25 protein-coding genes are annotated in these 26,647 nt (G+C 61.8%); 17 read left to right on the forward strand and 8 right to left on the reverse strand.

The window, feature by feature from the left end; all coding sequences use genetic code 11:
• Positions 1 to 32: 32 nt before the first annotated feature.
• From ABIE35_RS05870 to ABIE35_RS05880, 3 genes are all read right to left on the reverse strand, one after another.
• Entirely contained in the window at positions 33 to 665 is a 633-nt protein-coding gene (locus ABIE35_RS05870) for an MBL fold metallo-hydrolase (RefSeq protein WP_354513204.1), read from the reverse strand.
• The gene (locus ABIE35_RS05875; RefSeq protein ID WP_354513206.1) at positions 662 to 1,747 is read right to left on the reverse strand and encodes an S-(hydroxymethyl)mycothiol dehydrogenase; all 1,086 of its coding nucleotides are present in this window, start codon (positions 1,745 to 1,747) and stop codon (positions 662 to 664) included. The genes ABIE35_RS05870 and ABIE35_RS05875 overlap by 4 nt, the downstream gene beginning before the upstream one ends.
• Before the next feature lie 146 nt (positions 1,748 to 1,893).
• Positions 1,894 to 2,154: a mycoredoxin gene (locus tag ABIE35_RS05880; RefSeq protein ID WP_091467878.1), complete on the reverse strand. Its 261-nt coding sequence runs from the start codon at positions 2,152 to 2,154 to the stop codon at positions 1,894 to 1,896.
• Positions 2,155 to 2,320: 166 nt separating this feature from the next.
• Between ABIE35_RS05880 and ABIE35_RS05885 the strand changes: the two genes are divergently transcribed.
• Entirely contained in the window at positions 2,321 to 3,067 is a 747-nt protein-coding gene (locus ABIE35_RS05885) for an SOS response-associated peptidase (protein WP_354513828.1), read from the forward strand.
• 2 nt (positions 3,068 to 3,069) lie between these two features.
• On the opposite strand, the gene ABIE35_RS05890 is transcribed toward ABIE35_RS05885, so the two are convergent.
• Together ABIE35_RS05890 and ABIE35_RS05895 are read right to left on the reverse strand one after the other, a co-directional pair.
• The gene (locus tag ABIE35_RS05890; protein ID WP_089595262.1) at positions 3,070 to 3,459 is read right to left on the reverse strand and encodes a hypothetical protein; all 390 of its coding nucleotides are present in this window, start codon (positions 3,457 to 3,459) and stop codon (positions 3,070 to 3,072) included.
• Positions 3,460 to 3,505: 46 nt separating this feature from the next.
• Positions 3,506 to 4,042 (reverse strand): TetR/AcrR family transcriptional regulator, encoded by a 537-nt coding sequence (locus tag ABIE35_RS05895; protein ID WP_354513209.1) that lies wholly within the window; start codon positions 4,040 to 4,042, stop codon positions 3,506 to 3,508.
• Between the two features lie 52 nt (positions 4,043 to 4,094).
• Between ABIE35_RS05895 and ABIE35_RS05900 the strand changes: the two genes are divergently transcribed.
• The 7 genes from ABIE35_RS05900 (at position 4,095) to pdxS (ending at position 13,643) form a co-directional block, all read left to right on the forward strand.
• Positions 4,095 to 5,156 carry an FAD-dependent monooxygenase gene (locus ABIE35_RS05900; RefSeq protein WP_354513211.1) on the forward strand — a complete coding sequence of 354 codons (1,062 nt, stop codon included), beginning with the start codon at positions 4,095 to 4,097 and terminating at the stop codon, positions 5,154 to 5,156.
• 82 nt (positions 5,157 to 5,238) lie between these two features.
• On the forward strand, positions 5,239 to 5,583 hold the full coding sequence (locus tag ABIE35_RS05905; protein ID WP_354513213.1) for a DUF6504 family protein: 345 nt from the start codon (positions 5,239 to 5,241) through the stop codon (positions 5,581 to 5,583).
• A gap of 4 nt (positions 5,584 to 5,587) precedes the next feature.
• Entirely contained in the window at positions 5,588 to 9,088 is a 3,501-nt protein-coding gene (locus ABIE35_RS05910; RefSeq protein ID WP_354513215.1) for a DNA polymerase III subunit alpha, read from the forward strand.
• A gap of 131 nt (positions 9,089 to 9,219) precedes the next feature.
• Entirely contained in the window at positions 9,220 to 11,229 is a 2,010-nt protein-coding gene (gene thrS / locus ABIE35_RS05915) for a threonine--tRNA ligase (RefSeq protein ID WP_354513217.1), read from the forward strand.
• Positions 11,230 to 11,248: 19 nt separating this feature from the next.
• A complete protein-coding gene (locus ABIE35_RS05920) occupies positions 11,249 to 11,842 on the forward strand; it encodes an HIT family protein (RefSeq protein WP_089595256.1) in 594 nt (197 codons plus the stop codon).
• Positions 11,832 to 12,461 (forward strand): phosphatidylinositol phosphate synthase, encoded by a 630-nt coding sequence (pgsA, locus tag ABIE35_RS05925; protein WP_354513219.1) that lies wholly within the window; start codon positions 11,832 to 11,834, stop codon positions 12,459 to 12,461. The genes ABIE35_RS05920 and pgsA overlap by 11 nt, the downstream gene beginning before the upstream one ends.
• A gap of 255 nt (positions 12,462 to 12,716) precedes the next feature.
• A complete protein-coding gene (gene pdxS, locus ABIE35_RS05930) occupies positions 12,717 to 13,643 on the forward strand; it encodes a pyridoxal 5'-phosphate synthase lyase subunit PdxS (protein WP_017197521.1) in 927 nt (308 codons plus the stop codon).
• Positions 13,644 to 13,697: 54 nt separating this feature from the next.
• Here the strand turns inward: pdxS and ABIE35_RS05935 are convergent, their stop codons facing one another.
• Complete coding sequence (locus tag ABIE35_RS05935) at positions 13,698 to 15,710, reverse strand: M3 family metallopeptidase (RefSeq protein WP_354513221.1); 2,013 nt, start codon at positions 15,708 to 15,710, stop codon at positions 13,698 to 13,700.
• Positions 15,711 to 15,792: 82 nt separating this feature from the next.
• On the opposite strand from ABIE35_RS05935, the gene ABIE35_RS05940 reads away from it, so the two are divergent.
• Complete coding sequence (locus ABIE35_RS05940; protein WP_502921364.1) at positions 15,793 to 17,049, forward strand: CapA family protein; 1,257 nt, start codon at positions 15,793 to 15,795, stop codon at positions 17,047 to 17,049.
• Positions 17,050 to 17,052: 3 nt separating this feature from the next.
• On the opposite strand, the gene ABIE35_RS05945 is transcribed toward ABIE35_RS05940, so the two are convergent.
• Both ABIE35_RS05945 and ABIE35_RS05950 read right to left on the reverse strand, forming a co-directional pair.
• Entirely contained in the window at positions 17,053 to 17,793 is a 741-nt protein-coding gene (locus ABIE35_RS05945) for a type 1 glutamine amidotransferase (protein ID WP_354513225.1), read from the reverse strand.
• Positions 17,790 to 19,121, reverse strand: coding sequence for a MurT ligase domain-containing protein (locus ABIE35_RS05950; RefSeq protein WP_354513226.1), 1,332 nt, complete (start codon positions 19,119 to 19,121; stop codon positions 17,790 to 17,792). The genes ABIE35_RS05945 and ABIE35_RS05950 overlap by 4 nt, the downstream gene beginning before the upstream one ends.
• A 102-nt stretch (positions 19,122 to 19,223) precedes the next feature.
• On the opposite strand from ABIE35_RS05950, the gene pdxT reads away from it, so the two are divergent.
• The 8 genes from pdxT (at position 19,224) to secF (ending at position 26,487) form a co-directional block, all read left to right on the forward strand.
• Complete coding sequence (gene pdxT / locus ABIE35_RS05955) at positions 19,224 to 19,925, forward strand: pyridoxal 5'-phosphate synthase glutaminase subunit PdxT (protein ID WP_354513228.1); 702 nt, start codon at positions 19,224 to 19,226, stop codon at positions 19,923 to 19,925.
• A gap of 3 nt (positions 19,926 to 19,928) precedes the next feature.
• Entirely contained in the window at positions 19,929 to 20,684 is a 756-nt protein-coding gene (locus ABIE35_RS05960) for a YebC/PmpR family DNA-binding transcriptional regulator (protein ID WP_089595251.1), read from the forward strand.
• Positions 20,685 to 20,728: 44 nt separating this feature from the next.
• A complete protein-coding gene (gene ruvC, locus ABIE35_RS05965) occupies positions 20,729 to 21,307 on the forward strand; it encodes a crossover junction endodeoxyribonuclease RuvC (RefSeq protein WP_354513230.1) in 579 nt (192 codons plus the stop codon).
• 79 nt (positions 21,308 to 21,386) lie between these two features.
• Positions 21,387 to 22,034, forward strand: coding sequence for a Holliday junction branch migration protein RuvA (gene ruvA, locus ABIE35_RS05970; protein ID WP_354513232.1), 648 nt, complete (start codon positions 21,387 to 21,389; stop codon positions 22,032 to 22,034).
• Positions 22,027 to 23,103 carry a Holliday junction branch migration DNA helicase RuvB gene (gene ruvB / locus ABIE35_RS05975; protein WP_354226999.1) on the forward strand — a complete coding sequence of 359 codons (1,077 nt, stop codon included), beginning with the start codon at positions 22,027 to 22,029 and terminating at the stop codon, positions 23,101 to 23,103. Before ruvA ends, ruvB begins: the two co-directional genes overlap by 8 nt.
• A gap of 145 nt (positions 23,104 to 23,248) precedes the next feature.
• On the forward strand, positions 23,249 to 23,632 hold the full coding sequence (gene yajC, locus ABIE35_RS05980; protein ID WP_198318222.1) for a preprotein translocase subunit YajC: 384 nt from the start codon (positions 23,249 to 23,251) through the stop codon (positions 23,630 to 23,632).
• A 114-nt stretch (positions 23,633 to 23,746) separates the two neighbouring features.
• The gene (gene secD / locus ABIE35_RS05985; RefSeq protein WP_354513236.1) at positions 23,747 to 25,498 is read left to right on the forward strand and encodes a protein translocase subunit SecD; all 1,752 of its coding nucleotides are present in this window, start codon (positions 23,747 to 23,749) and stop codon (positions 25,496 to 25,498) included.
• Positions 25,498 to 26,487, forward strand: coding sequence for a protein translocase subunit SecF (secF, locus tag ABIE35_RS05990; RefSeq protein WP_354513238.1), 990 nt, complete (start codon positions 25,498 to 25,500; stop codon positions 26,485 to 26,487). The genes secD and secF overlap by 1 nt, the downstream gene beginning before the upstream one ends.
• The last annotated feature ends 160 nt before the right edge of the window (positions 26,488 to 26,647 follow it).

Genomic DNA, 26,647 nt, shown 5'->3' on the forward strand with positions numbered 1-26,647 from the left:
ATTTCCAGGCCCCGGAAGGTAACTCCCGTGCGTCAGTGGCCCCGGGCGATCCATTCGTCCAGGTGCGGTTTTTCCGCTCCGATGGTGGTGGAGTCCCCGTGCCCGGTGCGGACCACAGTCTCTTCCGGCAAGCTGAGCAGTTTGGTCCGGATGGACTCGATGATGGTGGGGAAGTCGCTGTAGGAGCGTCCCGTCGCACCGGGGCCGCCCTGGAAGAGCGTATCTCCGCTGAAGAGTGTCCCTTCGCTGGGCAAGTGGAAGGAAACGGATCCCGGCGAGTGCCCGGGCGTGTGGACGGCCGTCAAGCTGGCTCCGGCAACGGTGAACTGGTCGCCGTCCGCAATTGCGACGTCGGGGTCAACGTCCGGGAACACTGCCCGCCACAGCATCCAGTCGTCCTGGTGCAGGTGGATGGGTGCTTTGGCGAGTTCCGCAAATTCACCTGCCGAGCGGATGTGGTCGTCGTGGCCGTGGGTCAGCAGGATGGCTTTGACGGTGCGGCCGTTGACTGCCTGCAGGATGGCGCCAGGGTTGTGGGCGGGGTCGATGACGAGGCATTCGGAGTCGTCCCCGACAATCCAGACGTTGTTGTCGACGTCCCAGGTGCCGCCGTCGAGCGAGAACGTGCCTGAGGTGACCACGTGGTCAATGGTGAGGGTGCTCATAGTTCAACCACCGATCGGAGGACGGCGCCGTGGTGCATTTTGTCGAATGCTTCTTCCACTTGGTCGATGGTGATGCGTTCGGTGACGAAGGCATCGAGGTCCAGCTTGCCCTGCTTGTAGAGGTCCACCAGCATGGGGAAGTCCCGGGAGGGAAGGCAGTCGCCGTACCAGGATGATTTGAGTGAACCGCCGCGGCCGAACACGTCCAGAAGCGGCAGTTCCAGGGTCATCTCCGGTGTGGGGACACCTACCAGGACTACGGTTCCTGCGAGGTCACGGGCGTAGAAGGCCTGCTTGTAGGTTTCAGGACGTCCGACGGCGTCAATCACCACGTCTGCGCCGAAGCCTCCCGTCAGGGCACGGACTTCCTCGACGGGGTCACCCTTGGAGGAATCCACCGTGTGGGTTGCGCCGAGGTCCTTGGCGCGCTCGAGCTTCTTGGCGTCGATGTCGACGGCGATGATGGTGGTGGCGCCTGCGAGCGCGGCACCTGCGATGGCTGCTACGCCCACTCCGCCGCAGCCAATGACGGCAACCGAGTCGCCGCGCTTGACGCCGCCGGTGTTGAGTGCAGCGCCCAAACCTGCCATGACGCCGCAGCCGAGCAGCCCGACGGCGGCGGCATCGGCGTCGGGATCTACTTTGGTGCACTGACCGGCAGCGACCAAGGTCTTTTCAATGAACGCACCGATGCCCAAGGCCGGTGAGAGTTCCGTGCCGTCTTCGAGGGTCATTTTCTGGGTGGCGTTATGGGTGTTGAAGCAGTACTGGGCCTGGCCGCGGTTGCAGGCCCGGCAGTTGCCGCAGACTGCACGCCAGTTGAGGACCACGCGGTCGCCGGGGGCTACGTGGGTGACGTCGGGGCCTACTGCGCTGACTACGCCGGTGGCTTCGTGGCCGAGCAGGAACGGGAAGTCGTCGCTGATGCCACCGAGTTTGTAGTGGAGGTCGGTGTGGCAGACGCCGCTGGTGAGGATGTCCACCAGAGCTTCGCCGGGACCGGGCTCGGGAACCAAGATGGTTTCCAGGGTTGCGGGTGCGCCTTTGGAGCGGACGACGACACCTTTGACTGCGTGGACCATGGAGATGTTCCTTTCGGACTCGCGGAGAGCGGGGCCCTTAAGTGCAACAGGGCCGCTACGGATTCCCAATCTGTCTATCACAGGTGGCAGACAGCGTGTGGATTGTTCCGTGCGGGCCCTGCAGCGGTTACGCATGGAGCCAGCGGTTACACGGCGACCAGGCGCTTCTCAACCTCGGAAGCGGAGGGGTTGGTTGCCGCGGTTCCGTCCGGGAAGAGGACGGTGGGGACGGTGCGGTTGCCTCCGTTGAGCTGCTCGACGAGTTCGGCAGTGCCATCCACTTCTTCGATGTTGATCTCGGTGTAGCCGATGCCCTTGGCGTCCAGCTGCTTCTTCAGGCGGTTACAGTAACCGCACCAGGTGGTCGAGAACATGGTGATGGTGCCGGAGTCGGGAGTGAAGTCCACAGAGCTCTCCTCAATAGTGGTGGTTTGCCGGGTAATTCGTTGTTATCAACGGTAACCCGCCCCCTGATAATTCCCGTGTGGCCGGGAAGCCGGGTTACGTCACACGCGTGCGCTGGTGCGATGTGGGAGGAGAGGGCAGACTGTTGGCATGTGTGGACGTTATGTAATGGCCCGTGCGGTGGGGGACCTGCTTGCCGATTTCGACGCCGAGCTGGAGAACGAGATCGCCCTTGAAAAGTCGTGGAACGTGGCTCCCACCGACGCTGTTCCGATCGTGTTGGAGCGGCTGGTCGATGACAACCTGAAGCGGCAGCTCCATGTTGCCAAGTGGGGCCTGGTGCCATCGTGGGCCAAGGATCCCAAGGGGGGAGCCCGGTTGATCAATGCCCGCAGCGAGACCCTTTTGGAGAAGCCTTCTTTCAAGAAGGCTGCTGTTGCCCGGCGTTGCGCAGTTCCGGCCGATGGCTATTACGAGTGGAAAAAGGGCGAGGGGAAGAACAAGCAGCCTTATTACGTACACCCGGGGGATGGCCAGGGCCTGGTCTTTGCCGGGTTGTATGAGTGGTGGCGGGACCAGTCGGCGGCTGATGATGATCCGGGTCGCTGGCTGCTGTCCATGTCCATCCTGACGGCGGACACCCCCACTGCTGAATCTGCCCGGACGCGTCGCAGCGCTTCGGTGTTTGACGAGCTCACTGCCCTCCACGACCGGGTTCCGCTGCCCATGGACACGGAGACCATGGAAGCCTGGTTGGATCCGCGGGAGAAGAATGCTGCGGAGCTGGTGGAGATGGTCCGTTCCAAGGCGCACGACGCCGCCTCCGGATGGACGTTGGATCCTGTCGGCAGTGCCGTGGGGAACGTCCGCAATAATTCACCGGAGCTCATTGAGCCGGTGGAAGGCCTCTTCTGACGTCAGAGTGCTTCTGTTACCGGGACCCCGGACTGGAAGTCGCGGCCGTCCGCTTCGCTGAAGCCAGTCATCACATGGCCTTTGCTGAGCCCGTGGATGGCCGACATCGGGAAGTTTCCGGTGATGACGTTTCCGGAGTGCTCTACGCCCTTGATGTCGTAGTTTTCCTCGGCGCTGAGGGAGTGATTGAAGGAGTAGAAGGAGATCGCCTCTCCGTTCATGAATTCGATGCCGAGCCTACGCTGTGAGGAGTAATCCTCACTGGCGGCAACAAGGCCCACGACGTAAGCGCCGGAGCCTGGTATGTTCCCATCGATTTCAAACCTTGCCACCAGGTTGTCGTCCGATGCCGTGATGTTGACCTGCTTCAGGAGTGCGTCATTGGTACTCATGCCACAATCCTGCTCTGTGGACCCGCTGCCGTCCACCCCTTGACTTTCATCCCTCCAGCAGGCGCTGGATGTTCCGTGCCACCGATGCCCTGTCAATGTCCTGGCCTTTGCGGGCGGTCAGAAGGTGCATGGCAAGGCCATCGCCGTAGTCGGCTACCGACTCGGCCCGTGCCCTGGCGTCCGGCACGTTCAGAAAGCCCAGGATGTGGGTCAGTCCGGCGAGCATCCGCTCGTGGCCGGCCGCTACGACCTCGGGCTGGTCCAGGGCAAAAGCGAATCTGGCACGGGTGAGGTCTGCATTTTCCAACGCCAGTCCCATGAGGGCGCCGGTGAGTTGTTCCGCCAAGGCCGCCACCGACGTCGGGGTCTCCCATCCACCCTGCTGGAGCAGGAGGGTGTCCCGCTCTTCGACGCGGTCGACGGCGGCACTGACCAGCGCGGCGCGGTTGCGGAAATAGTTTGAGGTGGTTCCGACGGCCACGCCGGCTTGGGCATCGACAGCACGGTGGGTAAGTCCTTTGAGGCCTTTCGCCGCCACGACGGCGAGGGCGGCGTCGGCAAGTTCTGTTCGGCGGTCCGGCATGGCGAAAGTCTAGCCGCAAACCCTATCGCTACTACAAATGTAGTAGTACAGTGTGGCCATGGAAAAAGTGGACATCATTGGCGGCGGAATTGCCGGGCTGGCGCTCGCAGCACGGCTGGACCCCGGCCGGTTCGATGTCACGGTGTACGAGCAACGTCCGGAACTGCCTGCGGTAGGAACAACCCTGGCCATGTGGAGGGAAGCCCAGGAGGCCTTGTCCGAGCTGGGGATATTGGGTGCAGCCCGCAGCAGGGGAGCCATCATCAAGACCGGAGCGCTCCGCAGCCCCTCAGGTGAGCCCATGCTGTCCATGGAAGGGGAGGGGCTCCTTGGGGTGTCACGGCCGGAATTGTTGAGGCTGCTGGACTCTGCCGTCCCGGAAGCCGTCCGCCGGGTAACTGGGCGCGTGGACCGACTCCCGGGTGACGCATGGCTGACTGTGGGGGCGGATGGGGTCAACAGTGTGGTCCGGCAGGCTTCCTGGGGATCGCGCAGCGCCGCCAGGCCCACACCGTTCATCGCTGTCCGTGGAGTCATTCCAGCAACTCCGTCCACAGAAGATATTGGCGAGTACTGGGGATGCGGAGAGATTTTTGGATTGGCACCCACCGGCAGCGGAACCAACTGGTACGCCTCCTTCCGTTCGGACCTCGGCCCGGAGAAAGTGGACGTTGCCCAGGCTCTTGAACTGACACGAAGCCGGTATGCCCACTACTCGCCTGCAGTGGGAAAGGTCCTTTCCTTGGCGACGCCGGAAAATTCCCTGGCCCAACGGATTTGGACCACGCCACTCCTGGGACGTTACGCGCGGGGCAACGTGGTGTTGCTCGGAGATGCCGCTCACGCCATGACGCCCAACCTGGGACGGGGCGCCTGCGAAGCATTGATCGATGCCGTGACCCTGGGCAAACTCCTCAACGAAATGCCATTGAAGGAAGCTCTCGCCACTTATGGCAGAAAGCGGATACTGCGAACCCAGCAACTTCGCCTGGCATCGTCAATGATGGGAGGCGTAGCCCTCGCACAGGGAATGCAGCCCTGGCGTGATGCCCTGTTGAAACAGGCAGGCAAGTGGGTAGCGCGGTCCAGGGAGAAGGCTGGAACTTCGAAGTAGGTTTTGTCCTGACCCCGGCGTAAACTGGATTTATTCGAACATACATTCGAATGTAAAAATCCGGCGCAAACGAGGTGAGGATATGGGGCTGTTCAGCGAGTCCGTGGAGGTCGGTTGCACGGAAACAGGCCAGCCACGCACCGTCCACTGGAAAGGGACGAGCTACTCAGTCTCCAATGACCCTGTCCGGTGGTACGAGCGGCGCCAATGGTGGCTTGAAGAAAGCCGCGCCCCCCTGGGAACCGGAGCAGGACTGGTGGACCACGAAATATGGCGCGTCCAACTCCAACCCTTAGATGCAGATGCCCCAGCTGCTGATCCCATCACCCTTGACCTTGTCCGCCATGTCAGCAGCGGACGATGGCGGCTCCTGCGCATCCACGACGCTGCGCCGGCGCGGGCCGTAGAGCCTGACGAAGCAGCGTGAACCCTTGAGCTTCACCCACTTGCACGTCTCCACGGCCTTCAGCGCGCACTATGGCGTCTCCTGGCCCGACGAACTCGCCCAAACAGCCGCAGCAGACGGAGCCACAGCGCTCGCCTGCACAGACCGTGACGGCCTGTACGGCACCATCAAACACCTCAAAGCCTGCATGGACGCCGGCATTGATCCCATCGTCGGTGTGGACCTGGCTGTATTCGACGACGACGGCGACCACCGCACCCAAGTCGCGGGCCGCGTCGTCGTCCTCGCCCACGGCAATAACAACGGCGCCGGCTACCGGGCACTCTGCCGCCTCATCTCCGACGCCCACGCACGCACCTCTGGTAAGGCCGGGGGAGCGATCCCCGCCGCAGTCACCCGTGCCGAGCTGGCCTCAAGGACACTGGACCCCCACACCCTCAAACCCGTGCTGACAGTCATGATCGGACCTGACTCAGATGTTGGACAGGCCATGGGAGGCCGAAAATACCTGCGGCCAAGAACGCTCTTCAAACAATGGATCGACGCCATGCCGCCCGGCACCATCGTCACCGAAGTAGTCACCCACCTCAGCGCCCCTGGAGAACCGCTCAGCACCGCACAAGCCGTGCGCATGCTCAAGCTCGCACTCGAATACAACATCCCAGCCGTCCTCAGCAACGCCGTTCGCTACTGTGCCCAGGACGGCGCCGCTACCGCGGACGTCCTGGACTCCGCCCGCACCCTCAAATCCCTCCCCGAACTCTCGGCCGCGCCCATGCTCCAACCAACAGGCCAGGGCTGGCTGAAAAACGCACACCATATGCACCAACTCGGCAAAGAAATCATGGCCGCGGCAGGTCAGGGAAAGGCGGACCTTCACAAACTGCTCACCAACACCGAAGCGCTCGCCGACAAATGCCGCATCAACCCCATCCTGGACATGGGGTGGAAGAAGCCCGTGGTTCCCGAAGCCTCCATCATCGGCATCGACAACGACCCAATGGTGGAACTCACCCAGCGCTGCCAGTCCGGCATCACCAGAAGGTTCCCGGGCATCGCAGGAGAAGCAGAAAAGCAGCTGCGCTCGCGGTTGGAGCATGAACTCGGAATCATCGCCCGGCTGGGCTTTGCCCCCTACTTCCTCACTGTCGCCGAAGTATCCAGGATGATCCTTGATATGGGCGTCAGGGTTGCCGCGAGGGGATCCGGTGCGTCCAGCCTGGTCAACTACCTGATCGATATCAGCCAAGTGGACCCGATCCGCCACGACCTCATTTTTGAACGATTCCTGTCAGGCCGCAGGTCAACCCTCCCCGACATTGATCTGGATGTTGAAAGCGCAGAAAGACACAACGTCTATCGGAAGATTTTTGACCGCTTCGGAGCCGAGCGCGTCACCCTCATGAGCATGCAGAACGGATACAGGGCAAGGGGAGCTGTCCGGGACGCAGGCCTGGCGCTGGGAATGGACGATGGCGAAATCGGTGAAATTGCCAAACAGTTGTGGAGATTTTCAGCCCGCAAATTCCGTGAAGCACTGGTTGAGAAGCCGGAACTGCGCTCTTTTGCAGGCCGGGTTGAGCAAGGAGGCCTGGAAGAAAACCAGCAGCTGGATCTCTTGGTGGACCTTACCGAAAGGTTGGACCGCCTGCCACGGCATATCTCCATGCATCCTTGTGGAGTGATTTTGGGAGATGCGACCCTCCTGGACCGCACCCCCGTGCAGCCCAGCGGATTGGGATTGCCCATGAGCCAGTTCGACAAGCACGATATGGATCCCATGGGAATGCTCAAGCTCGATGTCCTGGGCGTGCGCATGCAAAGTGCCATGGCTTTTGCTGTCCGGGAAGTCATTCGCCTTCATCCCTCCAAAGCTGAAGTAGTGGCCGCAGGAGGGCACCCTGTGGAACCTGGAGGAACAGGTCCGGACTATATCGCCGCCGATGGCAGGATCGATCTCAATGCTGTTCCCTTCGACGACGAACCCACCTATGAGCTGATCCGCAGCACCCACACGCTGGGTTGTTTCCAGATTGAGTCCCCGGGACAGCGGGAGCTCATTGGAAAAATGGCGCCCCGGGAATTCAACGACCTCATCATCGATATCTCGCTCTTCAGGCCCGGGCCCATGAAATCCGATATGGTTCGGCCCTTCCTTGAGCACAGGCACGGGTTTGCTCCGGAGATCTATCCTCATGGGGACCTGAAGCCGGTTTTGCAGGAAACCCATGGGGTCACCGTGTTCCATGAGCAGATCCTGAAGACGTTTGATGTCATGACCGGATGCGGACTGGCAAGGGCAGATGAATTCCGCAGGGCTTTGGGAGATGAAGTACATGAGCCTGGAGTGGAGAGCTACTTCCGCCGGGAAGCCATCAAGAACTACACGCCAGAGGTGGTGGACAAAGTCTGGGGAACCCTGAAAGCCTTCGGCAGTTTTGGCTTTTGCAAAGCACACGGTGCTGCCTTTGCCGTGCCCACCTACCAGTCGGCCTGGCTCAAGACCCATCACCCTGAGGCCTTCCTTGCAGGGTTGTGGGAACACGATCCCGGGATGTATCCCAAGCGACTCCTTGTGGCCGAAGCACGCAGGCTGGGCATCCCCATCCTGCCTTTGGACATCAACCGCAGCCATGCAGAATACCGGGTGGAAAAGATCCAGGACGGTCCCCATCAAGGCAAACTTGGCATCCGCCTGAGCCTTTCGGGAATATATGGGCTGTCAGGGGCTGAGCTGAAAAGGATCGTGGCAGGCCAGCCCTATGATTCCCTGGCAGACCTGCGGGCCCGGGCGAGGGTGAGCAAGCCCAACATCAAGAGGCTTGCCCAACTTGGCGCATTTGATGCCCTCCACCAGGATTCCGGTGGGAAGGCCAACCGGGCAGACCTTGTGCAACACTTACAGGCACTCCAAAGCAGTCCCACCAAAAAAGCCACCGACGTCATGGAGGGGCAGCTGTCCTTTGCCTTGGGTGATGTTGAGTTGAGGAACCTGACGCCTGAACTTCCCGAACCCTCCATGGTGGAAAACGTCAGGGCAGAGCTTGACCTGATGGCCGTCGATGTCAGCGAGCACCTCATGGACAGCCACCGGCCCTTGTTGGACAAGCTGGGTGTCACTACCGCAGATAAGCTCCTCAGTCTTCGCAACGGCACTGAAGTGCTGGTGGCAGGGGTAAGGATCGCAACCCAGACCCCGCCCATGCGCGGGGGCCGGCGCGTGGTCTTCATCAGCATCGATGACGGCACTGGTTGTGTGGATTCGGTTTTCTTCCATGAAGCCCAGGAAGAATCCGGACCCCTGCTGTTTGGGACCCGGTTGCTGCTGATCCGTGGAACCACCAGGCGGACAGGTCCCAAAGGAATCAGCCTCAGCGCCACAAAAGCCTGGGACCTGAGCCGGCCTGAAACATTGCCATTTAAAGAGTTCCTGCCTGCCGGGGGCGAGCCACCTGATGAATCCACCCATCGAGGTGCCCTTCATGGCATCTCCAGGAACCTTGCCATCACGGGTTTGGGAAGCTGAACAGGCCACCGCTTCAGGCATCGGCGCGCTGCTTTGGCCGCCCCAGAGGAAGCAGATACGATTGACGGTGGCTGGCTGTGGTCCCCGTACGCCACAAGCTATGAAGCCTCAACCATGAATAGGAGACACCCGTGTCAGATGCCCAACAGATCACCCTCATCGTCGATGGCGAGGAGACCAAGGTGACGGAAGGGACTACCGGCGCGGAACTCTTCTTCGAGCGCCGCGACGTCGTTGTAGCCCGAGTCAATGGGGTCTTGAAGGACCTTGACCAGGTCCTCGCCGAGGGCGCAGACGTCGAAGGCGTCACCATCGATTCCCCTGATGGACTCAACGTCCTCCGCCATTCCACCGCCCACGTCATGGCACAGGCCGTGCAGCAGTTGCGCCCCGACGCCAAGCTCGGCATCGGCCCGTACATCACTGACGGCTTCTACTTCGACTTCGACGTCGCTGAGCCGTTCACACCGGAGGACCTGCGGACCCTGGAAAAGATGATGCAGAAGATCATCAACCAGAACCAGAAGTTCGTCCGCCGTGTGGTCACTGAAGAAGAAGCCCGCCAAGCGATGGCCAACGAGCCCTACAAACTGGAGCTTTTGGGCAAGAAGAACGACGCAAGCGACGCGGCTGAAGGCGTCAACGTTGAGGTCGGCGCCGGCGACATCACCATTTACGACAATGTGGACCGTAAGAGTGGCGAGAGCATTTGGTGCGACCTTTGCCGCGGTCCCCACCTGCAGAACACCAAAATCATCTCCAACGCCTTCGCGCTGACGCGTTCTTCTGCTGCCTACTGGCTGGGCAACCAGAACAACCAGCAGCTCCAGCGCATCTACGGAACCGCCTGGCCCACCAAGGAAGCCCTCAAGGCCTACCAGGAGCGGATTGCCGAAGCCGAACGACGCGACCACCGCAAGCTTGGCGTGGAACTTGACCTCTTCTCCTTCCCCGACGAGCTGGGATCCGGTCTTCCGGTGTTCCACCCCAAGGGCGGCATCATCCGCAAGGCCATGGAGGACTACTCCCGCCAGCGCCATGTGGATGCCGGCTACGAGTTCGTCTACACACCGCACATCACCAAGGGACACCTCTACGAGGTTTCCGGACACCTTGACTGGTACAAGGACGGCATGTTCCCGGCCATGCAGGTGGACGCCGAATTCAACGAAGACGGCACCGTTCGCAAGCCGGCCCAGGATTACTACCTGAAGCCGATGAACTGCCCCATGCACAACCTGATCTTCCGCTCCCGCGGCCGGTCCTACCGCGAACTTCCCCTGCGCCTGTTCGAATTCGGATCGGTGTACCGCTACGAAAAGTCCGGCGTTGTGCACGGCCTGACGCGCGTCCGTGGCATGACACAGGACGACGCCCACATCTACTGCACCCGCGAGCAGATGAAGGACGAGCTCACCACTACGCTGAACTTTGTCCTGGGCCTCCTCAAGGACTACGGCCTGGACGACTTCTATTTGGAGCTCTCCACCAAGAACGAAGAAAAGTTCGTTGGTGACGACGCTGCTTGGGAGGAAGCCACCCGCACGTTGTCCGAGGTTGCCGCTGCCTCCGGTTTGGAACTGGTGCCGGATCCGGGTGGAGCAGCCTTCTACGGTCCCAAGATCTCCGTCCAGGCGAAGGATGCCCTCGGCAGGACCTGGCAGATGTCCACCATCCAGCTGGACTTCAACCTGCCCGAGCGTTTCGAGCTCGAGTACCAGGCTGCGGACGGAACCCGACAGCGCCCGGTCATGATCCACCGCGCACTGTTCGGATCCGTGGAACGCTTCATGGGCGTCCTCACCGAGCACTACGCCGGTGCTTTCCCGGCCTGGCTCGCTCCCGTCCAGGTGGTAGGCATCCCGGTGGCCGAGACATTCAACGACTACATGTTCGACGTCGTGGGCCAGCTCAAGGCAGCCGGTATCCGGGCCGAAGTGGACATCTCCTCGGACCGCTTCCCCAAGAAGATCCGCACGGCCAGCAAAGACAAGATTCCCTTCGTCCTGATTGCCGGAGGTGAGGATGCCGAGGCGGGCGCAGTCTCATTCCGCTTCCGTGACGGCAGCCAGGACAACGGCGTGCCCGTGGCCGAGGCGGTCCGCAGGATTGTGGACGCCGTCAAGAACCGCGAGAGCTGACGGAACGGACGCAGAGACGGTGCAGGAGAACACAGGCGCGGCAGCTGGGATTCCGGGCGACGCCGACGTAACCGATGATTTCGGACTGGCGGGCGTGCCGGACGCATTCCAGCGCCTGTGGACTCCGCACCGCATGGCCTACATCAAGGGCGGGCAGGATCAATTCAAGAACAAGGACGACTGCCCGTTCTGTGTGGGACCCACGCGATCGGACGAGGAATCCCTGATCGTGTACCGGGGGAGGACCTGCTATGTGGTCCTCAATCTTTTCCCGTACAACCCAGGGCACCTGTTGATTTGTCCCTACCGCCACGTGCCCGATTACACGGACATCACCGTGGAAGAGACTGCCGAGTTCGCCGAACTCACACAGACCGCCATGCGGGTCTTGAGGAAGGTATCCAACCCCAGTGGCTTCAACCTGGGCATGAACCAAGGCGTTACCGGCGGCGCGGGAATCGCCGCACATCTTCACCAGCACGTAGTCCCGCGCTGGGGCGGGGATGGCAACTTCTTCCCGATCATCGCCCAGACCAAGGCCATCACGCAGACATTGGACGAAGTCCGCAAGCTCGTGGCCGAAGCCTGGCCGGGGGAGTCGAATGCTGAATAGGCATGCGCGCGGCTTTTTCACATCACTTTTCACACCACTTGCCCGTTGGCTCCTCAAGATCGGGGTTTCCCCTGACGCGGTGACCATGGCAGGTACGGCAGGCGTGATCCTGGGTGGCTTGGTGCTTTATCCGCTCGGTCACCTGTGGTGGGGCTCTGTGGTGGTGGCATTCTTCGCCTTCTCCGACGTCGTTGATGGCATCATGGCACGGCTCCAAGGCAGGAGTGGCGGCTGGGGCAATTTCCTGGATTCCACCCTGGACCGTTTGGCTGACGGCGCGATCTTTGCCGGCATCACCATTTGGTTCTTCACCCATGGTGAGGATCCCGCGATCGGAACTGCCGCCGTCGTCTGCCTTGTCCTGGGCATGGTTGTCTCCTATGCCAGGGCAAAGGCGGAGTCCCTGGGGTACCAGGCCAGCGTGGGCATCGCCGAACGGGCCGAGCGTTTGGCGTCCGTTCTGCTCATCACCGGCCTGACCGGATTGGGGCTACCGCCCGTAGTGCTGTTCGGGACCTTGATCCTGCTGGCACTGGCCAGCGTGGTTACCATCATCCAGCGTATGTCCACAGTGCGCCGGCAGGCCATGGCCGAGGCCGACGGGGCTGCTGCGGGCTAGCGGCTAACAAGCGGCCTGTCCGCAGGGAACTGGCATAAGACCAAAGTCGTCCCCCGCGGGTTGTGCACCTGACCTACCACAGCGTCCTTTGTTGCCCGTCGAAGCGGTAATGAATGTACTCCCACCATGGAACGTGCGACTACTATTACTAGTACTTGGTCACCTTGACCTGAAAACCCGGTGTGCGCTGATTGCGGTCGTGTGGCTGCGCGTGCCTCCGGCAAAAAGGTCGTTTATCTACCCATAGGGGTTTTTGTGTCTACACCAGATGTAAGCAACGAAGCCGGTTCGTCCGCGAACAGCGTCACGGGCAGCAGCCGCGTTAAGCGGGGCATGGCGGAGATGCTCAAGGGCGGCGTCATTATGGACGTCGTTAACGTCGAGCAGGCCCGCATCGCCGAAGACGCCGGTGCCGTCGCCGTTATGGCGCTCGAGCGCGTCCCGGCCGACATCCGTGCCCAGGGTGGCGTGTCCCGCATGTCCGATCCGGACATGATCGATGCGATCATCGCGGCCGTGTCCATCCCGGTCATGGCCAAGGCCCGCATCGGCCACTTCGTTGAAGCCCAGGTCCTGCAGTCCCTCGGTGTGGACTACATCGACGAGTCCGAGGTCCTGACCCCGGCCGACTACATCAACCACATCGATAAGTGGAACTTCACCGTTCCCTTCGTGTGCGGTGCCACCAACCTCGGTGAGGCGCTGCGCCGCATCAACGAGGGCGCGGCGATGATCCGTTCCAAGGGCGAGGCCGGCACCGGCGATGTCTCCAACGCCACCGGCCACATGCGCAAGATCCGCTCCGAGATCGCCAAGCTCGCCGCCCTTCCCGAGGACGAGCTCTACGTTGCGGCCAAGGAATTGCAGGCCCCGTATGAGCTGGTCAAGGAAGTCGCCGCGACCGGCAAGCTCCCCGTGGTGCTGTTCACCGCCGGTGGCATCGCCACCCCGGCTGATGCTGCGATGATGATGCAGCTCGGCGCTGACGGCGTGTTCGTCGGTTCGGGAATCTTCAAGTCCGGCAACCCGGCAGAGCGCGCCGCCGCCGTCGTGAAGGCCACCACGTTCCATGATGACCCCGATGTCATCGCCAAGGTCTCCCGCGGCCTGGGCGAAGCCATGGTGGGCATCAACGTGGACGACATCCCCCAGCCCCACCGCCTCGCAGAACGCGGCTGGTAAGAGTTAACCGAACGGCGGCCGGTCACCTTCCGAGGTGACCGGCCGCCGTCGTTTCTATTCCAGTCCGCGGCGCCTCAACAGCGGTTCCAGCTCTGCGTCGCGGCCCCGGAACGTCCGGAAGGACTCCAAAGAATCACGGCTGTTGCCCCGTGAGAGGAGCTCGGATCGGAAGTGGGCGCCGTTGGCCCTTGTCAGGCCGCCGTTCTCCTTGAACCATTCCACGGTGTCCGCATCCAGTACTTCGCTCCAAATGTAGGAGTAGTAGCCGGCGGCGTAGCCCGCGCCGGCAAAGATGTGCTGGAAGTATCCCGTCCGGTACCGCGGTGGAATCAGCGGGTGGGCAATTCCGGCGCCGGCAAGGGCCTTGGCTTCGAACGCAATGACGTCCTCTGGAACGTCCGCTTCACCCAGCACATGCCAGGCCAGGTCCAACAGGGCAGCTGCAAGGTACTCGGTGGTGGCGAATCCTTCGCCCCACAGCAGTGATTCATTGAGTTTGTCCACGGTGGCCTGGGGGAGGGGTTCCCCAGTGGAGTAATGACGGGCGTAGTTGGCCAGGACTTCGGGCCACATGATCCACATTTCGTTGACCTGCGACGGGTACTCCACAAAGTCCCGGGGAACGGATGTGCCGGAGAAGCGCGGGTACGTGACCTCGGAAAAGAGCCCGTGCAGTGCATGGCCGAACTCATGGAATACGGTGCGGACCTCGTCGAGGGTCAACAGCGTGGGCTCGCCGGGGGCAGGTTTGGTGATGTTGAGGTTGTTGATCACCACGGGCTTTGTTCCCAGCAGGCTGGACTGTTCCACCAGAGAATTCATCCACGCGCCACCACGCTTTGAAGCACGGGTGTAGTAGTCGCCCAGGAACAGTCCGATTCCGTGGCCGTCCTCGTCGCGCACTTCCCAGATGCGTACCTCCGGGTGGTAGCCATCAAGGTCGGACCGCTCGTGGAAAGTGATGCCGTATAACTGGGTGGCAGCATGGAAGACGCCGTCTGAGAGGACGCTGTCCAAGCTGAAGTAGGGACGCAGCGCTTGCTCGTCCACCTCGTATTTCTCCTTACGGACCCTGGAGGAGTAGTAGGCCCAGTCCCACGGCTCCAGGTCATGCCCGGCCGAAGCGGCCAAGGCCTCGGCCTCGGACTGGGCGTTGCGGACGCCGGCAGGGGCCAGTCGGCCAAGCATGGCCTCCACATCGCCGAAGTTTGGTGCGGTCTGCTGGTCCACCACAAGCTCGGCATAGTTCGCGAAACCCAGAAGGCGGGCCTTCTCCGCGCGCAACCGGACAGTAGCTGACACGAGGTCCCGCACGTCCATGGTCCCACCGCTGATGCCGCGTGCCAGGGACGCTTCATACAAACGACGCCGGATGGTCCGGTTCTCCAGCGACGCGATAGCGGGCTGGTTGCTGGGCTGAATGAGTGTCAGCAGGTACTTTCCTTCGTGCCCGGCAGCTTTTGCTGCCTCGCTGGCCCCCGTGACGTCTTCGGCGGGCAGCCCGGCCAGGTCTCCTGCGTCGTCGAGCAAGAGCGCAGCGGACTTCATGCCGTCCTTGACCCGCTGTCCGAATTCGGTTCCCAACCGCGAGAGTTCTGCGTTGACATCCCGCAGGCGTTGTTGTCCAGCGGCATCAAGCTGGATCCCGGACTGCCGGAACTCCTTCAGGTATTCCTCCACCAGGCGCGAGGATTCAGGGTCAAGTTCGGAGACGTCGATCGCGGCAAACCGTTCATACAGGGCGCGGTTCATGTACACGGCGTCCTGGTGCGCTGAAAACCTGGGTGACAATTCTGTCTCCAAGGCCTTGATGTCATCAGAGGCATCGGCCGAAACCACGGTGAAGAACGCTGCAGCCGCCCTGTCCAGAAGGCGCCCGGAGCGTTCCATGGCTACGGCCGTATTCTGGAACGTTGCCGGTTCGGGGTTGTCCGTGATGGCTTGGATGTCCTGCAGGTGCTCGGCCAAACCGGTATCGACAGCCTCGGCATAGTGCCCAGGGGTGAGGTCGGCGAACGCAGGAAGTCCATACGGGAGGGGGCTGGGGCTCAGGAGGGGGTTGGTCATGAAGTGACTCTTTCACGTAAGAATCGTGTCCTCAAGGGCGGCGCGCCCGGGCGTGCAGCCCTTCCGCCGTAGGATGAAAACCATGGGGAACATCACATCTGCAGCAGGACGGATCCGTCATACGCGGGCCATACTGGTGACAATCACTGCGTTGGCTGCATTGTCACTGGGCGCCTGTGGCGTCGTTGCCGAAACTGATAACCAGAACCGCAGCGCCGCGGCCTCTGCTCCCGCGTCGGAGTCACCAACGCCAACCCGCACCCCGGCGCCGAACCCCACTCCCGGCAAAGGTCCGGCCTGCCCCGGACTTCGATGCACCTCCATCACCGTGACCGGCGACATGCTGGTCCACACCCAGTTGTGGCAACAGGCAAGGGCCGACGCCGCGGCGGCCGGCCTCCCCGGGTACACGTTCGTCCCCCTCCTTGAAGGACAGCGACGCTATATCCGCAACAGCGACCTCGCCATCTGTCATCAGGAAACACCGGTGGCGACGCCCGAAGGGCCCTTCTCGGCCTATCCGTCCTTCAATGTTCCGCCGCAGATCATCACCGCCTCCAAGGACGTTGGTTACCAGGCCTGCACCACGGCGAGCAACCACACCATTGACCGCGGGACCGACGGGCTACTGCGGACGCTCGATGCCCTGGACGCAGCCGGACTCAAGCACACAGGTTCCTACCGGACGGAAGCGGAGTCCAAGGAAATCCTGATGCTCCAAACGGAGGCTGCCAAGGTGGCTGTCATCATCGGTACCTACGGCCACAACGGCCAGATCCCCGAGTACCCGTGGCTGGTGGACGAGCTTGATCCTGCCGCCATGATCGCCAAGGCAACCCAAGCTAGGGCGTTGGGAGCGGACATCGTCCTGGGAGTGATGCACGCAGGCGACGAATATGCCAGCGAAGCCAACGCCCAGCAGCAGGATGTTGCGCACGCGTTGGTGGACAGCGGCCAGTTCACCATGATCTACGGGCACCACACCCACTCTGTGCTGCCGATCGAGAATTACAAGGGCACGTGGATTGTGTACGGACTGGGCAACGGTGTCACGGAGCTGTCGCCCTGGTACGTAGTCAACAACGAAGGACTGCTGGTGAGGGCCCAGTTCAGCCAGAACGCCGCGGGTGCCTGGACTGCTTCGGACCTTGCCTGGGCGCCGTCGGTGATTGTCCGCGATCCCTATCGGTGGTGCTCGGTTGCCAGCGACGCTCCACAGGGAGTCTGCGCATCACCGGCAGCCGACGCTGCCACTTACCAACGAACCAAAGAAGTGGTTGAGTCCATGGGCGCAGCGACGGCCGGCGCGCATGAACTGCTGATCACCAAGGAGAAGTAGCGCCTACCGCGGCCGGCGCGCGGCGTGTTCGCGCGCGAGGCGGGCGTAGTCGTCGTCGGGCGTCCCCGGTACGAAGGTGCCGTACTTGCGCTCGGCCGCCGTTCGGATGAGGAAATCGGCTATCGCGGGGTTCTTCGGCAGCAATGAGCCATGCAGGTAACTGGCCACCACATTGTTGTAGCGCGCACCTTCGTGCCCGTCCTTGCTGTTGTTACCCGCACCTTTGGTGACGGTACCAAGAGGTTCGACGCCGGGACCCAAGGTGGTCTGTCCGCTGTGGTTCTCGTAGCCCAGAATGTCCCCGAACTCGGTGGACTTCATGATCACGTTTCCAATGAGCCGCTCATCCGTGCCGTGGGTTTCGACGTCGAGGATGCCGATTCCGGGAATGATGGGTCCAGCGCTGGTCTTGAAGAACTTGCCGAAAAGCTGGTAGAGACCGCAGATCACCAGCATGGGGGCGCCCCCATCCGCCAGTTTCCGGAGCTGTTCCGCGCGATCCTGGAGGTCGTCCTGGATGACCACCTGTCCGCTGTCCTGTCCGCCTCCACCGACCACAATGTCAATGTCCTCGGGGAACTCGTCACCCACGTTGTATTCGAGCAACTCCGGTGTGTAGCCGTGCCACTTGATGCGCTGCTGGAGGACCAGGGCGTTGCCCCAATCGCCATAAATGTTCATCTCGCGGGGATATAGCTGGAGAACGCGCAGGGTCCCCTTGCTTGGCTGTACTTCCGAGGTCATGAGACCACCTCAACTATGGTGATTTTGGCGAGTTCGCGACGGATCGCGAGCATGGAGGTGTACGTGCAGAAAATTCGCTTGGGTTTGCCGCGGGAGCCGTTGATGAAGGCGCGCAGAGCGGCAGTGATGTCCGGTTCCACCACGCCGAAGGGCACTTCGTCGTACTGCAGCCGCAGCGCCATGTCGTAGGCGCGGACGCCGGTGAGGACTTCCACGCCATCCTCGCGCAATGACTCGAACTCCACGTCCCAGAGCCAGGACATGTCCCTGCCGTCTGCGTAGTTGTCATTAATGGCAATCATGGTGGCATACCCACCGGCAGGGAAGGACTTGAGTCCGAGCCGGAATCCACTGGGGTTTTTCACCAGGACAAGTTCGAGGGGTTGACCATCCACGGTGAGGCTTTCGCCGCGACCAAAGGCGGGAGCTACTTCGCCCAGGGCCTTGACAAGTTTGGGGGTGTCCACGGGGCCGGTGCCGAGGACCGCGCGCGCCAGCGACAAGGCGGCAGCTGCGTTGAAGATGTTGTAGACCCCACGCAACTTCATGGCAGTACTGACCGTTTTGCCGTCGAACTCGAAATCGGCGTCCTGCGCGCCTACCCGGCGAAGTACGACGTCGGCGGCCGGCAGTTCTACATGTTCACCTTCCGCCGCGGCCACCGGAGTTCCGGACGGCGACGGCCCGGAGCCGGTGGTCCGCATTTCGTCGTCGTTCGGGAAAGTGCTGCGAAGGGATTCGTCGAGGCCGAAGTACCGGACGGTGGGGTGGTGAAGTGCATCAACGTCGTGAAGGATCTTAGAGATCCGGGCCACTCGGGGATCTTCACGGTTCAGGACCACGGTATCCGTGGTTCTGGAGGCGATGTGCTCCAGTAAGCGGGCAGTTTTGTCGATTTCGCCAAAGCGATCCAATTGGTCGCGCAGGACATTGAGCAGGAGGCTGAACCGGGGCTCGACCTTGTTGACGAAGTGCACGGCATGGGCCTCGTCGAGTTCCAGGATGGCGATGTCGGCATCTAGCCGTCCGCGCCAGTCAACTTCACCGAGGAGGGAGGCCGCCACGCCGCGGGTGAAGTTGCTGCCGGAGCGGTTGGTGAAGACCTTCAGGCCTTGGCTTTCGAGGAGTTCCACCACCATCTTGGTGGTGGTGGTCTTGCCGTTGGTGCCACTGACCACGGCCACTCCGTGGGGGAGTGAGGCCAGCGTTCGCTGCATGAAGCCGGGGTCGATTTTCTCAACCACCAGGCCGGGAAAAGCTGATCCTCCGCCCCGAAGCCGGGACAGTGTGCGGACCAGCTTGCCGAGGGGGACGCTGAAGGAAAGCATGCTCTGTAATATATCCCAGTCAGGGCATGGAACCCGGACTGAGGGGAGTCCCCGCTGGTCGCAGAAGACGCCGCGGCAGGCGCAGCCCACTATGATGGATCAATGACCAACCCCCTTTCCGACGCTTCATCGCGCGTGGGTTCAGGACTCAGGATCGGCGTTCTGGCACTCCAGGGCGACTTCCGCGAGCATATCCACGCTGTGGAGGCCGCTGGAGCCACCGGCGTGGGCATCCGCCGGCCGTCCGAGCTGGACGATGTTGACGGCCTGATCATCCCCGGCGGCGAATCCACCACCATCGACAAATTGTCGCGGATTTTCGAACTGCGCGATCCGATTCAAAAGCGCATTGCCGACGGCCTTCCCGTCTACGGCTCCTGCGCCGGAATGATCCTGCTGGCCGATGAGATCGCCGATCCGGCCAAGGACCTTAATGGGAACCCCCAGCAGACTTTCGGCGGCCTGGACATCACTGTGCGCCGCAACGCTTTTGGGCGCCAGCGTGAATCCTTCGAAACGGATCTCGATTTCAAGGGCCTGGACTTCAGTGCCGGGGAGTCCGGCGTGGACCCCGTTCACGCTGTCTTCATTCGCGGTCCCTGGGTGGAGCGCGTAGGACCGGACGTTGAAATCCTGGCGCAGGTGGATCCTGACCACGCCAGCCACACAGCTACTTTGCACGGAGTGGCTAGAATTGTTGCAGTGCGCTCCGGCCACCTGCTGGCCACCTCCTTCCACCCGGAAGTGACTGGGGAGAAGCGCGTGCATGAACTCTTTATTCGAATGATCAGAGGAGAAGCGTAAAGCATGTCAGGCCACTCCAAATGGGCGACCACCAAGCACAAGAAAGCCATTATTGACGGCAGGCGTGCAAAGTCGTTCGCAAAACTGATCAAGAACATTGAAGTTGCTGCCCGTATGGGCGGTCCGGACCTCGCCGGCAACCCCGGCCTGGAGTTGGCTGTCACCAAGGCCAAGAAGACGTCGGTACCCAACGACAACATCGACCGCGCCATCAAGCGTGGTGCCGGCCTCACCGGTGAGGTAGTCGACTACACGGAAATCATGTACGAGGCACGCGGCCCGCAGGGTTCTGCCCTGCTGATCGAATGTCTGACCGACAACAAGAACCGGGCAGCCTCGGAAGTCCGCCTCGCCATTTCGCGCAACGGCGGCACCATTGCCGACCCCGGTTCGGTCAGCTACCTCTTTGCCCGTAAGGGTGTTGTGGTCCTGCCGAAGAACGGCCTCAGCGAAGACGACATCCTCATGGCTGTCCTGGAAGCTGGAGCTGAGGAAGTGAAGGACAGCGGCGAGAACTGGGAAATCCATTCCGAACCCTCTGACCTCCAGGCCATCCGCGACGCCCTTAAGGACGCCGGCATCGACTACGAAACTGATGAGGCCGAATTTGTTCCGTCCATGCAGGTGGAACTCGATGTCGATGGTGCCAGGAAGTTCATGAAGCTCGTCGATGCACTGGAAGACCTGGACGATGTCCAAAACGTCTACAGCAACGCGGACTTCAGCGAGGAAGTGCAGGCTGCCCTCGACGCCGACTAGGCGGGGCAGCAACCAATGTTGATTTCAACAAGGAAGGCCCGGAGTTGACTCTTCGCGTATTGGGAGTCGATCCGGGCCTTACCCGTTGCGGCATCGGCGTAGTGGATATTGAGCGGAACCGCAGGGCCACCATGGTGGCCGTCGGAGTGGTGGGAACCTCCGCTGACCAGACCTTGGACAAGCGCCTGCTGGTGATCGCTGAGGCGATTGATGAATGGCTGGACCGGCACGAGCCGGATGTCGTCGCCGTCGAACGCGTTTTCTCCCAGCTGAACGTCAGCACGGTGATGGGTGTCGCCCAGGCCTCCGGCGTGGTGATCGCTGCGGCAGCCCGCCGTGGCATTCCGGTGGCCCTGCACACTCCCTCTGAGGTCAAAGCCGCAGTGACCGGAAGCGGCACGGCCAACAAAGATGCTGTCACCAAACTCGTGACCAAGATCCTGCGCCTGGATGCTCCACCCAAGCCGGCCGACGCCGCAGACGCCCTGGCCCTGGCGCTGACCCATGCCTGGCGGGCGGGCAGCGGAATGGGCACAACGGGTGCGTCTTCCGGTGCCGGTTCGCTGACTCCGGCGCAGAAGGCCTGGGCCGACGCCGAAGCCAAAGCGCGCCGCGCACGGTGATTCCCCACCGACCTTGCTAGGGTATTCGTAGATATGTTCGGATAGTCCGCTTGGGCCGTAATCATTCAGGAGCCGGGTCTTGATCAGTTTTCTCCGTGGAACCGTAGCCCACGTGGGTTTGTCCACCGCCGTCATTGACCTCAACGGGGCGGGTATGAGCGTCTTCGCCACCCCCCAAACCCTGAGCCACCTCAAAGTCGGAACCGAAGCCAAGCTCTTTACGTCCATGATCGTCCGTGAAGATTCCCTCACGTTGTTTGGTTTCGCGGATGACGACGAACGTGAAGTCTTCGACGTCTTGCTCAGCGTCAGCGGAGTGGGGCCGAGGCTGGCACTGGCCGTCCTGGCTGTGCACGAGCCTGAAGCAATCCGCGTGGCAGCGCACACCGGTGATGGCAAGGCTTTCACCAAGGTCCCCGGAATTGGGCCCAAGGTCGCTGGCCGGATCGTCCTGGAACTCGCGGGAAAACTGGTTCCGCATGGCACCGGCTCCGCAGCCACTGCTGCCCAGGCTGCCACCAGCGCCGAGTGGAAACCTCAGGTGGTCGCTGCCATGACCAGCCTGGGGTGGTCCGAGAAGGACGCTACGGGCAGCATCGACAAAGCCATGGCCGACTCCCCGGAGCTGGTGGAGGCCGGCAACGTGGCCCAGATCCTCCGCGCCACACTGCGGTGGCTGGGCCAGGACGGCGCACGCGCCGGCAACCGCGTAGGCAGCCGTGGCTGAGCAGTCACTCGTCAATGGGGGAGAGGAGCCGGAAGAGCGGGTCATTGAGGCCGCACTCCGCCCTAAGAACCTGCATGATTTCGTCGGCCAGCATCGCGTCCGTAAGCAACTGGCTTTGGTCCTTGAGGCCTCAAAGATGCGCGGACGCAGTGCCGACCACGTTTTGATGTCCGGCCCACCAGGCCTGGGCAAGACAACTCTGGCCATGATCATTGCGGCGGAAATGAACGCGCCACTGCGTATCAGCAGTGGTCCCGCCATCCAGCACGCCGGAGACCTCGCCGCCATCCTCTCCTCCCTGTCCGAAGGGGAGGTCCTGTTCCTGGATGAAATCCACAGGATGTCCAGGCCGGCAGAGGAAATGCTCTATATGGCCATGGAAGACTTCCGGGTGGACATTGTGGTGGGCAAGGGAGCCGGTGCTACGGCCATTCCCTTGGAGTTGCCCCCGTTTACGCTGGTAGGAGCCACCACCCGTGCCGGCCTCCTGCCGGGTCCGTTGCGTGATCGCTTCGGCTTCACAGGTCACCTCGAGTTTTACTCGGTGGCTGAACTCGAGCTTGTCCTTCGTCGATCTGCAGGCCTGCTGGACCTGAAGGTGAACTCGGCTGGGTTTACGGAGATCGCCGGCCGATCGCGTGGTACCCCACGAATTGCCAACCGTCTCCTCCGCCGGGTCCGTGACTGGGCCCTGGTCCACGGCATTGACCAGATTGACGCCCGGTCGGCTTCAGCGGCTTTGGACATGTATGAAGTGGATGCGCGGGGACTGGATCGGCTGGACCGCTCCGTGCTGGAAGCGCTCATCACCAAGTTCAATGGCGGTCCTGTGGGATTGTCCACCCTGGCGATTGCCGTGGGAGAGGAGCCGGAGACGGTGGAGACCGTTGCCGAGCCGTTTTTGGTGCGTGAAGGACTGCTCGGCCGCACGCCGCGTGGCCGTATCGCCATGGCTTCAGCGTGGACACACCTCGGTTACGCCGTGCCGGCCGGAGTCTTTGGCCAGGAAGCCCTGGCACTCTTCGGTGAGGATGAAAACCACGCCGAAAGCGTAGATACCATCGGTTAACACGCCGTGTTCAGCTTTTCCCTCTAGACTGGTATGACGCTCGGCACGTTCGAGTCCTTGATCCATGCAGCCGCCTCGCGGATCTGCCAGGGACGTTGCCGTGAACCAAAACGTAAGTACAGAACGGAACTTCCCTGTGGATCCAATGACCATTTTGCTGTTCGTCATGCTTGGACTCTTTGTCTTCATGATGTTCCGCCGCAACAAGAAGACCCAGCAGCAGCAGGCTGAAATGCAGTCCAAGTTCGCTCCCGGCGTCGACGTCATGACCAGCTTCGGTCTCTTTGGCCGCATCGTCTCCATCGACGAAGCCGAGAACAAGGTTGTCATCGAACTTTCCCCGGGTAACGAGGCCACGGTTCACCGCCAGGCCGTCACCAAGGTAGTCGAAGCGCCCGCTGAGGAAGCCCCGGTTGTGCCGGACGACGCTTCTTCCCTGACTACCGCAGATGCTGAGGCTCCTGCCGCAGTTGAGACGCCCGAAGAAACCATCGCGCGCCTCAACAAAGAGGACAAGAAGGACAACTAGGATCGTCAGGCGCGGCACCCCCGCGCAAGGCAACTTCTACGGCAGCTGAGAGCCGCCGGCAGACGCTCACAAGCGTTGGCCGGCGGCTGTCCGGCGATAACAGGAAGATCGATAATGGCACGGACCGGCCCCAAAAATTCAGCCCGCAGGGTGCTGACCTGGCTTGGAGCAATATTCGTTGTACTCACCGCTGTCCTGGGTGGCGGAGTTTTGACTGGTAATGCCAGCTGGGCGCCCAAGCTTGCCTTGGACCTTGAGGGCGGTACCCAGATGATCCTGGCGCCCAGGGTTGACGGATCCAGCGAGATCAACGAAGAACAGCTCAACCAGGCAGTTGCCATCATCCGTCAGCGAGTTGATGGCTCTGGCGTTGCTGAAGCCGAGATCAGCACCCAGTCCGGCCGCAATGTGGTGGTCAGCCTCCCGGGCACACCTTCCAAGGAAACCCGCGACTTGATCCAGGCTTCGGCCGACATGAACTTCCGGCCTGTCATTACCTATGGCGATCCCGCGGCCGTTCCTGTGGAATCACGCACGCCGGATGACCAGCTGAACAAGCCGACGGCGGCCCCGGCCAACGCGAGTGATGTCAACTGGATCACCCCGGAAGTCCAGAAGGAATTCGAAGCACTTGACTGCGTCAATCCTTCGACTGAACGGCGTGAACGCTCCGATCCGGCCAAGCCCCTCGTAACCTGCGAAGCTGCCACGGCCACGACGCCGGCTCTCAAGTACATCCTTGGACCGGTAGAAGTCCGGGGCCAGGACATCAGCGACTCAACCTTCTCCCAGGTCCAGGGCGCCCAGGGCTCGGTCACCAACTCCTGGGGCGTGAACATCGTCTTCAACGGGGATGCCACCGAGAAGTTCAAGGCCGTCACCGAGCGGCTCAACCAGTACTATGTGGCGGCCCAGGCGCAAGGAACTGACGATCCAAAGTCCCAGTTCGCCATTGTCCTGGATGACAAAGTCATTTCCGCTCCGCGTTCCCTGGCAGTGATCACGGACGGACGCCCGCAGATCACAGGTGACTTCACGCAGGCAACCGCCAAAGCGCTGTCCGATCAGCTCCGTTACGGTGCCTTGCCCATCAGCTTCGAGATCCAGTCACAAGAGCAGATTTCGGCCACCCTGGGTGGCGACCAGCTCCGGCTCGGGTTGTTGGCCGGCATGATCGGCTTGCTGCTGGTGGTGGTCTATTCCCTCTTCCAATACAGGGCCCTTGGCCTTGTCACCATCGCCTCCTTGGTGGTGGCCGGAGTCTTGACCTATCTGGCCATCGCGATCCTCGGGTGGACCGAGAACTATCGACTCTCCCTCGCCGGCGTGGCTGGTTTGATCGTGGCTATCGGCCAGACCGCTGACTCGTTCATCGTCTACTTCGAGCGCATCCGCGATGAACTGCGCGAAGGCCGCGGACTGGTATCAGCCGTCGAAAACGGATGGAAGCGGGCCAAGCGAACTGTCCTTGCCTCCAAGGCAGTCAACCTCCTTGCTGCCCTGGTGCTTTACTTCGTGGCTGTCGGCAACGTGCGTGGCTTCGCCTTCACTTTGGGCCTGACAGCCCTTGCCGACCTCTTGGTGGTGTTCATGTTTACCCACCCCATGCTGCAGGTTCTGGCACGCACCAAGTTCTTCGGGGAAGGTCACCGATTCTCAGGCCTTTCCCCGGACCGTCTTGGCGCAGTGCCCTTGTACCGTGGCGCGGGACGGCTCCGTACACCTGATGAGAAGCCCACGGCTGTTCGTGCGCGGAACACCGGGGCAGTGGCCGAAGCTGAACGTCGCATGACCATCGCCGAACGGCGCCTTGCCGAGAAGGGCCAGTTGACTGGTTCCTCCAAGGCAACCAAGGAGGAGAAGTAATGACTACGAGCTTCGCAACCTTCGGCCATGAGCTGTACACGGGCAAGCGCTCGTACAACTTCGTCAATTCGAAGAAGATCTGGTTCATCATTGCGGCCGTCGCGGTGGCCCTGTCCATCCTCATTCCGGTGGCCAAGGGTGGTTTCAACCTTGGCATCGAATTCCGGGGCGGCTCGGAGTTCACCGTCTCCAACGTGAGCACCACGGACGCCAGCCTCGGCGAAAAGGCTGTGCACGACGTCGTACCCGGCGCCATCCCCCGCGTGGCAAACGTCGCGGGCAACACCATGCGGATCCAAACCGACCAGCTCACTGATGATGAGACCAACCGCATCAAGGATGGCCTTACCAGCGCCTATGGCGTTACCGAGAATGAAGTGACGTCCAACTTTGTTGGCCCCACCTGGGGACAGGATGTCACCAGGCAGGCACTCATCGGCCTGGTGGTCTTTGTAGGTTTGGCTGCCGTCCTGATGGCGCTGTACTTCAGAACCTGGAAGATGTCTTTGTCGGCTCTCGTGGGCATGCTTGTCACGATGTTCACCACAGCGGGTGTCTACGCCTTGAGCGACTTCGAGGTGACGCCGTCGGCCATCATCGGCTTCCTGACGGTCCTGAGCTACTCGCTCTACGACACCGTGGTGGTCTTCGACAAGATCCGCGAGAACACGGCCGATATCTCCACTTCCACCCGCCGTACGTTCGCCGAAGAGGTCAACCTGGCCGTCAACCAAACACTGGTCCGCTCCATCAATACCATGATGGTGGCCGTGCTCCCGGTGGCAGCTATCCTCTTCATCGGAGCCGGTCTGCTGGGTGCGGGCACGCTGCGTGACCTCTCGCTGGCGTTGTTCGTCGGCATCCTCATCGGTACGGCAGCCACCATCTTCATTGCTGCGCCCCTGTACGCCTGGCTGCGCCAAGGTGAACCGGAACTCGTAAAGCAGGCCAAGAAGGTAGCCCACCGCCGGGCCGACGTCACCGTCTAGACCCGTCGCAACGCCTCTGTTTGACCAAAGAGCCGGCCCCCGCACTTTCGCGGGGACCGGCTTTTTGACTTGCCCGTCCCGTGCGTCATGTGCTGCCCATTTGCAGAAGCATTCACTTACGGGAATAGACTTAGAGAATTATTCGGTTGTGAGGGGTACT

Source organism: Paenarthrobacter sp. 4246 (assembly GCF_040546855.1).
GTDB lineage: Bacteria > Actinomycetota > Actinomycetes > Actinomycetales > Micrococcaceae > Arthrobacter.